General features: G+C 71.3%; 12 protein-coding genes. All 12 read right to left on the bottom strand.

The window, feature by feature from the left end:
• Window positions 1-90: 90 nt before the first annotated feature.
• The 12 genes from trmD to ACWEV3_RS26835 all read right to left on the bottom strand — a co-directional run bounded on the left by trmD (window position 91) and on the right by ACWEV3_RS26835 (window position 11,878).
• Window positions 91-903 carry a tRNA (guanosine(37)-N1)-methyltransferase TrmD gene (gene trmD, locus ACWEV3_RS26890; protein WP_452616557.1) on the bottom strand — a complete coding sequence of 271 codons (813 nt, stop codon included), beginning with the start codon at window positions 901-903 and terminating at the stop codon, window positions 91-93.
• A gap of 72 nt (window positions 904-975) precedes the next feature.
• On the bottom strand, window positions 976-1,515 hold the full coding sequence (gene rimM / locus ACWEV3_RS26885) for a ribosome maturation factor RimM (protein ID WP_452616556.1): 540 nt from the start codon (window positions 1,513-1,515) through the stop codon (window positions 976-978).
• A gap of 8 nt (window positions 1,516-1,523) precedes the next feature.
• On the bottom strand, window positions 1,524-1,763 hold the full coding sequence (locus ACWEV3_RS26880; protein WP_010305954.1) for an RNA-binding protein: 240 nt from the start codon (window positions 1,761-1,763) through the stop codon (window positions 1,524-1,526).
• Window positions 1,760-2,200 carry a 30S ribosomal protein S16 gene (rpsP, locus tag ACWEV3_RS26875; protein WP_452616555.1) on the bottom strand — a complete coding sequence of 147 codons (441 nt, stop codon included), beginning with the start codon at window positions 2,198-2,200 and terminating at the stop codon, window positions 1,760-1,762. Before rpsP ends, ACWEV3_RS26880 begins: the two co-directional genes overlap by 4 nt.
• 191 nt (window positions 2,201-2,391) lie before the next feature.
• Entirely contained in the window at window positions 2,392-3,144 is a 753-nt protein-coding gene (locus ACWEV3_RS26870; protein ID WP_452616554.1) for a CPBP family intramembrane glutamic endopeptidase, read from the bottom strand.
• 109 nt (window positions 3,145-3,253) lie between these two features.
• Window positions 3,254-4,075, bottom strand: a complete 822-nt coding sequence (locus tag ACWEV3_RS26865) for a CPBP family intramembrane glutamic endopeptidase (protein WP_452616553.1) — start codon at window positions 4,073-4,075, stop codon at window positions 3,254-3,256.
• A gap of 116 nt (window positions 4,076-4,191) precedes the next feature.
• Window positions 4,192-5,268 carry an amidohydrolase family protein gene (locus tag ACWEV3_RS26860; RefSeq protein WP_452616552.1) on the bottom strand — a complete coding sequence of 359 codons (1,077 nt, stop codon included), beginning with the start codon at window positions 5,266-5,268 and terminating at the stop codon, window positions 4,192-4,194.
• Window positions 5,265-6,809 carry a signal recognition particle protein gene (ffh, locus tag ACWEV3_RS26855; RefSeq protein ID WP_452616551.1) on the bottom strand — a complete coding sequence of 515 codons (1,545 nt, stop codon included), beginning with the start codon at window positions 6,807-6,809 and terminating at the stop codon, window positions 5,265-5,267. The genes ACWEV3_RS26860 and ffh overlap by 4 nt, the downstream gene beginning before the upstream one ends.
• A 230-nt stretch (window positions 6,810-7,039) precedes the next feature.
• A complete protein-coding gene (locus ACWEV3_RS26850; RefSeq protein ID WP_452616550.1) occupies window positions 7,040-8,782 on the bottom strand; it encodes a DEAD/DEAH box helicase in 1,743 nt (580 codons plus the stop codon).
• A 304-nt stretch (window positions 8,783-9,086) separates the two neighbouring features.
• Window positions 9,087-9,671: an AAA family ATPase gene (locus tag ACWEV3_RS26845; RefSeq protein ID WP_452616549.1), complete on the bottom strand. Its 585-nt coding sequence runs from the start codon at window positions 9,669-9,671 to the stop codon at window positions 9,087-9,089.
• Window positions 9,672-10,202: 531 nt separating this feature from the next.
• Window positions 10,203-10,541 (bottom strand): P-II family nitrogen regulator, encoded by a 339-nt coding sequence (locus ACWEV3_RS26840; RefSeq protein ID WP_132484864.1) that lies wholly within the window; start codon window positions 10,539-10,541, stop codon window positions 10,203-10,205.
• Window positions 10,538-11,878 carry an ammonium transporter gene (locus ACWEV3_RS26835; RefSeq protein WP_452616548.1) on the bottom strand — a complete coding sequence of 447 codons (1,341 nt, stop codon included), beginning with the start codon at window positions 11,876-11,878 and terminating at the stop codon, window positions 10,538-10,540. Before ACWEV3_RS26835 ends, ACWEV3_RS26840 begins: the two co-directional genes overlap by 4 nt.
• Window positions 11,879-11,955 lie beyond the last annotated feature (77 nt).

The following is an 11,955-nucleotide window of genomic DNA, read 5'->3' as shown; positions in this document are numbered from 1 at the left end:
AGCTCGCCGAACTCGTCATTCGGCTGCATCAACCGTTCCAGTGTGCCAGATCCGCATTTCGGCGTCTGAACCGCCCCCGCCGACGCGGGGTCAGCGCTGCGCGTCTCCGGCATCCCGGGACTCGTCGGAATGCTCCGACTCCCGCAGTTTATCGAGTTGCGCTCGGTCGGCCGCGTTCAGGGTGCCCTCCGGCAGCTCGGCCAGCAGTTCAGGGCGCCGCAGGTAGGTCCTGGCCAGCGCCTGATCGCGGCGCCAGCGGGCGATCGCGGCGTGGTTGCCGGAGCGCAGCACGTCCGGCACCGCGCGCCCGCGCCACACCTCGGGGCGGGTGTAGCAGGGGCCTTCCAGCAGCCCGTCGGAGAACGAGTCCTGCTCGGCCGACAGCGGGTTGCCCAGCACCCCGGGCAGCAGGCGGGCCACCGCCTCGATCATGACCAGCGCGGCGACCTCGCCGCCGACCAGCACGTAGTCGCCGATGGACACCTCCTCCACCGGCATCCGGGTGGCGGCGTCGTCGATCACCCGCTGGTCGATTCCCTCGTAGCGGCCGCAGGCGAACACCAGCCACGGCTCGGCGGACCAGCGGATCGCGGTGCGCTGGTCGAACGGCCGCCCGGCCGGGGTCGGCACGATCAGCCGGGGCACCGGGGCGGTGGAGTCGGCGGAACCCTCAGCAGCGCCGCAAACGCCGTCCAGCGCCTCGCCCCAGACGTCCGGCTTCATCACCATGCCGGGGCCGCCGCCGTAGGGGCTGTCGTCGACCGCCCGGTGCACGTCGTGCGTCCAGTCCCGCAGGTCGTGCACGCCGACCGCGATCCGCTCGCGCTCGATGGCCTTGCCGAGCAGCGCTTCCCGCAGCGGCGCCAGGTAGTCGGGGAAGATCGTGATGACGTCGATGCGCATGTGGCCCTCGGAAAAGGAAAACCCCCGCTCCGGCGGCGGGGGCGGTTTGATCTTGCTGTTGCCGGTCCGGCGTCACTCGGCTTCGAGCAGGCCCTCCGGCGGATCCACGACGACGCGACCGGCGGCGAGATCGACCTCGGGGACGATCTCGGCGACGAACGGCACCAGGACCTCGCGGTCGTCGGCGGTGCGCACGGACAGCAGCTCACCGGCCGGCGTGTGCAGGACTTCCCGCACCTCGCCCACCTCTTCGCCGGAGGCCCGCTCGACCCGCAGGCCGATCAGCTCGTGGTCGTGGAACTCGTCCGGGTCGTCGATCGGTTCGAGGACGTCGGAGCTGACGGTCAGCAGCACGCCGCGCAGGTCCTCGGCGGCCTCCCGGCCCTCGACGCCCTCCGCACGCACGAGCAGCCGCCCGGCGTGCTGCCGGGCGGCTGTCACCGTCAGGTTCTGCGCGCGGACCACCCCACGACGCTGCATCCCGAGCACCGAGCCGGGAGCGAAGCGCAGCTCCGGGCTGTCGGTGAGCACCTCGACGACAAGCTCTCCCCGCACGCCGTGCGGCCGGACGATGCGGCCGACGGCCAGGGTTTGCAGCTCGGGCTCGCTCATGTTCGTGCTCAGCGGTCGGTGTCGACCACGTCGACCCGGATGCCGCGGCCGCCGATGCCGGACATCACGGTCCGCAGCGCGGTCGCGGTGCGACCACCGCGACCGATGACCTTGCCCAGGTCGTCCGGGTTCACGTGCACCTCGAGGGTGCGACCGCGTCGGGTCGTGAGCAGCTGGACGCGGACATCGTCGGGGTTGTCGACGATGCCGCGCACCAGGTGTTCAAGCGCGTCCGCGAGGACCGTCACGCCTGACCTTCCTCGGACTTCTGCTCTTCAGCCTTGTCCTCGGCCTTCTTCGCACCCTTCTTCTTCGGGGTGGTGGCCTCGGTGGTGGGCTCCTCGCCGGCGGCGGCCAGCGCGGCCTCGAACAGCTCCTGCTTGCTCGGCTTCGGCTCGGCGACCTTCAGCCGACCCTCGGCGCCCGGCAGGCCCTTGAACTTCTGCCAGTCGCCGGTGATCTCCAGGATGTTCTGCACCGGCTCGGTCGGCTGCGCGCCGACACCCAGCCAGTACTGCACCCGCTCCGAGTTGACGATGATGCCGCTCGGGTTCTCCTTCGGGTGGTACTGCCCGATCGTCTCGATGGCCCGGCCGTTGCGGCGGGTGCGGGCGTCGGCAACGACGATGCGGTAGTGCGGCTCGCGAATCTTGCCGATCCGCGCGAGCTTGATCTTCACAGCCACGGGTGCTGGTGCTCCTCAGACTCTCGTTGGTGCTCCGGTTGAGCATGCCAAGCCGCGTGGGGCAGCGGAGTGGAATGCTCTTAGTCAAAAGCGGCCACAAGCGGTGAGAGGGACCCCTCGCGGCGAACAGCATCCCATTGTGCCAGATACCGCCGCCGCCATGACTCCGGACCCATCCGGCGGCCGTCGCGCTAGGCCGGGAGCAGACCCAGCGAGAGCAGCAGGAGGCCGAGCGCGGGCAGGAAGTTGTTCACCTGGTGCGCGACGACGCTCGCCGTCAGCCTCCCGGTGACCATCCTGGCGACGCCGATCGGGATCGCGATGACCAGCAGCAACGCGGTGCGCTCCGGCTCCAGGTGGCCGATGGCGAAGACGGCCGTGCTGAGCACGAACACGTTCAGCTGGCTCCACCGCAGCCGTTCCATCGCGCCCCAGAGCAACCCGCGGTAGAGCAACTCCTCGCACAGCGGTGCGACCAGCCAGACGTGCAGGAAGATCACCACCGCCAGCGCCGGGGGCAGCTGCACCCCGTCGAGCAGGCTGCTCACCGTGGACTGCGCGTCCGGCCCCATCCACTGCGCCCACAGCATCGTGGCGATGGTCGTCGTGACCAGGCCGATGCCGCCGATGGCCAGCCCGGTTGTGACGTCCGACCAGCGCCATTCGAGGCCGAAGTCCAGTCGCGGTCCGTTGCCGCGCACGACGGTGATCAGGACCGCCACCGCCCCGGCGAGCACGGTCGGCAGCACCAGCATCAGGACCAGCGCCATGCCGTCCGGGCTGCCCAGCGCGGCCGCGAGCGTCACCGAGACCAGCACGAAGATCGCCTGCGCGAAGAAGAACGCGCCGAGCCCCCAGCGGTGGGTCCGGGTCGGTGCGGCCTCCGGCCCGGCGGGTTCGAGCGGCGCGTTCGCGGCGGGATCCGACTGGTTCGGGGTGTTCATGGGCGCCTCCGTGGTGCCGGTCGGCGGCCATTTTCCTGGCCGTGTCGGCGTGCGGACGCCGGCGAAGCCGCCAGGTTACCCCTGGCGGCACGGCGAACGGCAGCGATATTCATCCGGCGATGGCGAACAGCAGCAGTGCGGGCAGGAAGTTGTTCGTCGCGTGCGCGATCATGCTCGCAGCCACCCGGCCGGTGATCATCCGCGCCGCGCCGATCGCGAGGCCGCCGAAGAACAACACCGGCGTGCGCCACACCTCCTGGTGAATCAGGGCGAAGATCAAGGCGGTCAGCACCAGGATCGCGTACCGCGGGATGCGGTAGTGCTCCAGAGCGCCCCAGAGCGCGCCGCGCATCAGCAGTTCCTCGGTCAGCGGCGCGCCGAGGAAGGCGAACAGCGCGAACAGGAACAGCCAGACGGTCCGCTCGCCCTGCATCAGCCGCGCCAGGTCGGTTTCCGGGGGCGGGCCGGAGATGGCGATGATCACCAGCGTCAGCGCCCAGGAGCCGAACAGCGCGATGCCCCCGCAGGCCAGGCCCACCTTGAAGTCGCGGCGCTTCGGCAGGATGCCGAAATCCGAGCGCAGTCCCCTGCCGCGCCACCAGGAGAACACCGCGGGCACCAGGCCGAGCAGGATGTTCGGGGCGAAGGCCAGCAACAGCAGCGGGCCGGTGTTGGGCGGCGTCGTCGGATCGAACCCGCCGGCCCGGGACGGCCTGGCGGCGTTGAGGATCAGCACGGTCAGGTAGTAGCCGCCGTAGCCGATGAAGAACGCCGCGAACCCCCACGCCAGCGAGCCGCGGCGCGCCGCCTCCAGCTGCGCCTCCCAGAAGCGGGGGTGCAGGTCGGCGTCGGTGGTGTCCTCCACCGGGCGCATCGGTTCCCCGGGGTGCTTCGGGAACTCCCGCGGCTCCCGCTCGGGCTGTTCCCCCACGCTGCGCTCCCCTCTGCCGGGCTCACCCTAAGCATCCACCAGGAGCCCACGCCGTCTCCGGCGCCACGACCTGCGGCTTCGCGCGAGGAAGATCACATCGGGAGCGCGGTCCGGAATCAGCCGCCGACGACGTTGCCGCGCAGCACGATCCGCGTCGGGTGGTCCAGGACCGACAGGTCCTTGCGCGGGTCCGCGTCGTAGCAGACCAGGTCGGCCGCGGCACCGTGCTGCAGCCCGGACCAGCCCAGCCACTCGCGCGCGGCCCACGACGCCGCGCCGAGCGCCTGCTCGGTGGACATCCCGACCCGGTGCAGCGCGCGCACCTCGTCGGCCAGCAGGCCATGCGCGATGCCGCCGCCGGCGTCGGTTCCCGCGTACACCGGGATGCCCGCCTCGATCGCCTTCGCGACCGTCCGGTCGGCCCGCTCGTAGAGGTCGGTCATGTGCGCCGCGTAGGCCGGGTACTTGGTCGCGGCCGACGCGAACGAGGGGAAGTTCTCGATGTTGATCAGCGTCGGGACGAGCGCCGTGCCGTTGCGGGCCATCAGCTCGATCGTGTCGTCGGTGAGCCCGGTGCCGTGCTCGATGCAGTCGATCCCGGCGTTGATCAGGCCGGGCAGCGCGTCCTCGCCGAACACGTGCGCGGTGACCCGCGCGCCCAGCCGGTGCGCCGTCGAGATCGCCTCGGCCAGCACCTCGTCGCTCCACAGCGGCGCGAGGTCGCCCACCGACCGGTCGATCCAGTCGCCGACGAGCTTGATCCACCCGTCGCCGTACGCGACCTGCTCGGCGACCGCCGCGGGCAGCTGCTCCTCGTGCTCCAGCTGATCGGCCAGGTACGGGATGTAGCGCTTGGGGCGGGCCAGGTGCTTCCCGGCTCGGATGATCCTGGGCAGGTCCTCGCGTTCCTGCAGCGGCCGGGTGTCGACCGGCGCGCCGCAGTCGCGGATCAGCAGCGTTCCGGCGTCGCGGTCGGCCTCCGCCTGCGCCACGGCCTCGTCGAGCTCCACCGGCCCTTGGGGGCCGATGCCGACGTGGCAGTGCGCGTCGACCATGCCGGGCAGCACGAAGCCGCCGTCGAACACGGTCTCGGCGCCGGGCACCGGGTCCAGGCTGATCCGGCCGTCCTGCACCCACAGCTCCCGCTGCGCGCCGTCGGGGAGCACGACGGCGCGCAGGTGCAGGGCGGTCACTTCTTCTTGCCGAAGTTCAGCTTCGACGGGTCGAAACCGGCGGGCAGGTCGTTCATGCCGCCCTCCAGCTTGGACAGGTCCGGGCCCGCGCCCGGCATGCCCATGCCGCCCGGCGGGAGGCCGGGGAAACCACCGGGCAGGCCGCGCATGCCCTTGGGCTGCGTCGGGCCGCGCCCCTTCTTGCCCTTCTTCCCCTTCTTGCCCTTGCGGTTCTTGCTGCCCCCGCCACCGCCGAAGCCGAAGCCGCCCGCCATCTGCTGCATCATCTTGCGGGCTTCGAAGAACCGGTTGACCAGGTCGTTGATCTCGCTGATGGCCACGCCGGAACCGCGCGCGATGCGCTGACGGCGGGACGCGTTGATGATCTTCGGGTCGGCCCGCTCGGCGGGCGTCATGCCGCGGATGATCGCCTGGATGCGGTCCAGGCTCTTCTCGTCGAAGTTGGCCAGCTGCTCCTTCATCTGGCCCGCGCCCGGCAGCATGCCCAGCAGGTTCTGCAGCGGGCCCATCCGGCGGACCGCCTGCATCTGCTCCAGGAAGTCCTCCAGGGTCAGCTGGCCGGTGCCGAGCTTCGCCGCGGCCTGCTCTGCCTGCTCCTGGTCGAAGGCCTGCTCGGCCTGCTCGATGAGGGTGAGCAGGTCGCCCATGCCCAGGATCCGGTTGGCCATCCGGTCCGGGTGGAAGACGTCGAAGTCCTCCAGCTTCTCGCCGCTGGAGGCGAACATGATCGGCTGGCCGGTGACCTCGCGGACCGACAGCGCGGCACCACCGCGGGCGTCGCCGTCGAGCTTGGTCAGCACCACGCCGGAGAACCCGACGCCGTCGCGGAAGGCCTGCGCGGTGTTCACCGCGTCCTGACCGATCATCGCGTCCAGCACGAACAGGGTCTCGTCCGGGGTGATCGCGTCCCGGATGTCGGCGGCCTGCTTCATCATCTCTTCGTCGATGCCCAGCCGGCCGGCGGTGTCGACGATGACGATGTCGTGCTGCGCCCGGCGGGCCTCGTCGATGCTGCGGCGGGACACCTCGACCGGGTCACCGACGCCGTTGCCGGGCTCCGGCGCGTACACCGGCACCCCGGCGCGCTCCCCGACCACCTGCAGCTGGTTCACCGCGTTCGGGCGCTGCAGGTCGCAGGCCACCAGCAGCGGCGTGTGGCCCTGCCCGGCGAGCCACTTGGCGAGCTTGCCCGCCAGCGTCGTCTTACCGGAACCCTGCAGACCGGCCAGCATGATCACGGTCGGCGGCGTCTTCGCGAACTCCAGCCGCCGGGTCTCACCGCCGAGGACGGTGACGAGCTCCTCGTTGACGATCTTGATGACCTGCTGGGCCGGGTTCAGCGCCTGCGAGACCTCGGCACCCTTGGCGCGCTCCTTGACTCCCTTGATGAAGCTGCGCACCACGGGGAGCGCCACGTCGGCTTCGAGCAGGGCGATGCGGATCTCCCGCGCGGTGGCGTCGATGTCCGCGTCGGACAGCCGCCCCTTGCCGCGCAGGTTCGTCAGGACCGAGGTGAGCCGGTCGGAGAGAGTGTCGAACACGGGTTCACGGGCTCCAGAGTCGAGGGATGTACCTGGGTACCTATGCGAGGGTAACCGGCCGGGTCACCGGCCCGGCGTGGGCTAGGAAGCGCAATTTCACGAGAAATGGCGCGGCCACCGGGTGACCTGCCGCCAGGTGCGGGAACCCCAGCGTGATCGAGGGCCGCGAACCCGGCGGCGCCGTCACCCGGTGGGGGGCCGGTTTCCCGGGAAACCGGCCCCCCTTCCGCTCAGCTGTGCGAGTAGTCCTCGCGGCGCTTGCCGGTCGCGCGGGGCTGCGGCGAACGCTGGCCCTTGCGGTGCGGGCGCGGCTTGTCGCGGTCGCGGTCCCGGGCACCGTCCCGGCCGGGGCGGCGCGGGCGGCGGTTGATGAACTCGCCGTCGGCGCGGCTGATCCGCAGTCCCCGCCCGGCCACCTGGGTGTTGCGCAGCTTGCTGAGCAGCTCGTCCGGCAGGTCGGCGGGCAGTTCGATCAGGGTGTGCTCGTTGCGGATGTCGATGTGCCCGATGTGCTTGCTGGGCAGGCCGCCCTCGTTGGCCAGCGCCCCGACCAGGGCCCGCGGGGTGACCCGGTTGCGGCGGCCGACCTCGACCCGGTAGGTCTCGGTGTCCGAGTTGGCCGGGTGGAACGACGAGCCGTCGCGGCGGGCCGGCGGCTCGACGGGCTCCGGGTCCAGCAGCAGCGGCCGGTCGCCCTGGGCCATGGCGGCCAGCGCGGCGGCGATCTCCACGGCCGGCACGTCGTGGGTCCGCTCGTACTCCGCCACCAGCTCCTGGAAGACCTCCAGGCCGCCCTTGGCGAGGGTGTCGCTGATGCTCTGCGCGAACTTGGCCAGCCGGCGGTCGTTGACCGCGTCGATGCTGGGCAGCTCCATCTGCTGGATCTGCTGGCGGGTGGCCCGCTCGATCGACCGCAGCAGGTGCCGCTCGCGCGGCGAGACGAACAGGATCGCCTCCCCGCTGCGCCCGGCCCGGCCGGTGCGGCCGACGCGGTGCACGTAGGACTCGGTGTCGTGCGGGATGTCGTAGTTGAGCACGTGCGAGATGCGCTCGACGTCGAGGCCGCGGGCGGCGACGTCGGTGGCCACCAGGATGTCGATCTTGCCGTCCCGGAGGTGGCCGATGGTGCGCTCGCGCTGCGCCTGCGCGATGTCGCCGTTGATCGCCGCCGCGCTGAAGCCGCGGGCCTGCAGCTTCTCGGCGAGCTCCTCGGTCAGCTGCTTGGTGCGGACGAACACGATCATCGCGTCGAACGACTCGACCTCGAGGATCCGGGTCAGCGCGTCCAGCTTGCTCGCCGCGCGCACCGGGACGTGCCGCTGGTTGATGTTGGTCGCGGTGCTGGTCTTGGTCTTGACCGAGATCTCGACCGGCTCGTTGAGGTAGTTCTGGCTGATCTTGCGGATCGCGCCGGGCATGGTCGCGGAGAACAGCGCCACCTGCCGGCTGGCCGGCACGGACTGCAGGATCTTCTCCACGTCCTCGATGAAGCCCATCCGCAGCATCTCGTCGGCCTCGTCGAGCACCAGGTTCTTGAGCCCGGTCAGGTCGAGCGAGCCCTTCTCCAGGTGGTCGATCAACCGGCCGGGGGTGCCGACGACGACGTGCGCACCGCGGCGCAGGCCGGCGAGCTGCGGGCCGTAGCTGGTGCCGCCGTAGATCGGCAGCACGTGGAAGCCGGGGATGTGCGCGGCGTAGCGCTGGAACGCCTCGGAGACCTGGATCGCCAGCTCGCGGGTGGGCGCGAGCACCAGGGCCTGCGGGCCGGTGGCGTCGAGGTCGAGGCGGGACAGGATCGGCAGGGCGAACGCGGCGGTCTTGCCGGTGCCGGTCTGGGCCAGGCCCAGCACGTCGCGACCCTCCAGCAGCAGCGGGATGGTCTTCTCCTGGATCGGCGACGGGGTCTCGTAGCCGATCTCGGTGAGGGTCTGGCGGACGCGCGGGTCGAGGTCAAGTTCGTCGAATGTCGGCATGCTGGAAGCGGATCTCCTCGGTGGACTCGGCAGGGGGCTGATGGTCTGCGGAAACGGCCCTGCAACTACCCGCCCGGGGTCCGGGGTGATCGGCGAGGCGTCGGCTCGTGAGCCCTAGATCGCCGCGGGGCGCCGCTTGCGCATTTCGAACCGCGCGCTCAGCTGGACGCACACCCTGTTGCCAGTCACCCGCAGCTCGATCATTCTCAGCCTGGCGCCGCGGCATCCTGCCGCTGCGCCGAACATCCAGCCTAGCGATCGCCATCGGGGAGCGGGGCGGTGGCCCGGCACAACGGGACGCAAGTCACGCTGCGACGTCCAGCCGGAGGCCATCGGCGACCTGGTTCCGGGTGAACAGGTGCACCCGGTGCCAGCCCCGCGGGGTCGCGCCGTCGCGCAGCTGCTGGTGCATCCGGTCGGCCCGGTGCACGTGCCGGAGGAACGATCCGGCCCGGATCAGCCGGCCGCGCGCCCGCTGCCCGGCCAGCGCCTCGCGCGGGTCCACGTGCAGCCACACCAGCACCCGCTGCCGTCCGGTGAGCCAAGCGAAGGTCAGCAGCAACGCGCGGGTGGTGGCGCGGGTCGCGGGCTCGTGCGCGACGACCGGCCCGGACGTGCGCGCGCACCGCCAGGCGATGCGGCTGCGGTGCACCAGGTGCACCAGCGGGCGGTAGTAGCGGTAGGGCAGGCGGCTCGGCAGGACCTCGCGCAGGACGGTGCGAACCTGGTCGGAGTCCAGCGTCGAGATGTCCGCGCCACCGCGGAGCTTTCCGAGCACCGTGCTCTTGCCCGCGCCCGGCAGGCCGGCCAGGACGACGAGCGAACGCCGCCCGATGCGCACCGTCGGCGGCGGGCTGGTGGCCGAGGGGAGTACGTCCGATATGTCCACGACGGCGTCCAGGTTACGCGCGATCGATCTTGGCGGACGGGCCGAGTGCGCAACGCCACCGAACACGAAAGCGGAAGGCGGCTCGCTCCCCCCGAACGAACCGCCTTCCCCACCATCCCCCTGGGGCGCCACGAGATACCGCACCCGATCCGCGTGGGCGACCGTGTCCCCCCGGCCACCCACGCGGCTCCCCCGTCGCGAACGCGAAGCCCGGTGTTTCCCGCCCGACCCCCAGTACGGGCGGGGCCCCCTCCGGTTCCCCCTTGTCACCGCGTCGCACTTAGGAGTCTGCCGTCCGAGCGGGCCCGGCGAGACCGTGAAGCCCCCTGAGTACGGCTGCGTAGTGTTACGCACTCGCCACCGAGCAGTCCGGCGAAATCCACTCAGGCACACCGATCGCACGCGGGTAATCGTGAGCGTTTTGGATCGCCATGGCACTCCAAAACGCTCACGAGCCAGGAGCCGCGGAACGCGGAGGGCGCCGCCGATCGTTCGATCGGCGGCGCCCTCCGGCTCGGTCGGGAAACGGGGTCAGATCGCCTCGACCCCGGTCTCCCCGGTGCGCACCCGGACCACGGTTTCCACCGAGGTGACCCAGACCTTGCCGTCGCCGACCCGGCCGGTGCGCGCGGCGGTCACGATCCCGTCCACGGCCTTGTCCACATCGGAGTCGTCGACGAGGACCTCGACGCGCAGCTTCTCGATGAAGTCCACGGCGTACTCGGCGCCCCGGTAGACCTCCGTGTGGCCCTTCTGGCGCCCGTAGCCCTGCGCCTCGCTGACGGTCATGCCCAGCACCCCGAGCCGACCGAGCGCCTCCTTCAGATCGTCCAACTTGGACGGTTGGACGATCGCGGTCACCAACTTCATGCGCGGCTGCCCTCCAGCTTGCGTTCGACCTCGTCGGCAGGCGCCGCGGACCGGCGTCGCGCGGAGCGGTCGTCGCCGAAGTGGTACGCGGTCTCGGCGTGCTCGGTCTCGTCGATGCCCACGGCCTCGTCCTCGGCGCTCAGCCGGAACCCTACGACCGCCTTGACCAGCAGCGCCAGCACCAGGCTGAGCACGAAGGAGTAGGCGAGCACCGCGACCGCGCCGACCGCCTGCCGCCACAACTGGTCGAGCCCGCCGCCGTAGAACAGGCCGTCCACCCCGGCCGGGGCGGCCGACGAGGCGAACAGGCCGATCAGCAGCGTGCCCAGCAGGCCGCCGACCAGGTGCACGCCGACGACGTCCAGCGAGTCGTCGTAGCCGAACCGGTACTTCAGGCTCACCGCGAGCGCGCACACCGCGCCGGTGATCGCGCCGACCGCGATCGCGCCCAGCGGCGTCACCGAGGAGCAGGCCGGGGTGATCGCCACGAGGCCCGCGACGATGCCGGACGCGGCGCCGAGCGTGGTCGCGTGGCCGTCGCGGATGCGCTCGACGAGCAACCAGCCGAGCATCGCGGCGCTGGTCGCCACCAGGGTGTTCACCAGCGCGACCGCGGCGGTGGTGTTGGCCGCCAGCGCCGAACCGGCGTTGAACCCGAACCAGCCGAACCACAGCAGGCCCGCACCGAGCACCACGAACGGCAGGTTGTGCGGCTTGCCCGGATCCTTCGGCCAGCCCTTGCGCTTGCCGAGCACCAGCACCAGGGCCAGCGCGGCGGCGCCCGCGTTGATGTGCACCGCGGTGCCGCCGGCGAAGTCGATCGCGGCCAGCCGGTTGGCGATCCAGCCGCCGACGGCGGTCACGTTGCCCGCGTCGTCCTCGGTGTCGAAGGCGAACACCCAGTGCGCGACCGGGAAGTACACCACCACGGCCCACAACCCGGCGAACAGCAGCCACGGGCCGAAGCGGGCCCGGTCGGCGATCGCGCCGGAGATCAGCGCCACGGTGATGATCGCGAACATCGCCTGGAAGCCGACGAACGCCAGCGTCGGGACGCTGCCGGAGACCTGGTCCCCGGCCAGCAGCGAGCTCAGCCCGAAGAACTCGGCCGGGTTGCCGAGCAGGCCGACCCCGCCGATGTCGGAGCCGAACGCGGTGGAGTAGCCGATGAGCACCCACAGCACGCCCACCACGCCGATGCTGCCGAGGCTCATCATCAACATGTTGAGCACGCCGCGGGAGCGCACCATGCCGCCGTAGAAGAACGCCAGACCCGGGGTCATGAGCAGGACCAACGCCGCGCTCATGAGCACCCATGCGGTGTCGCCTGAATTCACATTGCCTCCCGATGCGACCGAGTTGGCCCGCATCCTGAGGAATGCCTGTTTCCGGCGGCCCGTTCCGCTGTTACGCG

The organism is Saccharopolyspora sp. NPDC003752, assembly GCF_053605825.1.
This window is presented reverse-complemented; position numbering and strand designations above follow the sequence as displayed.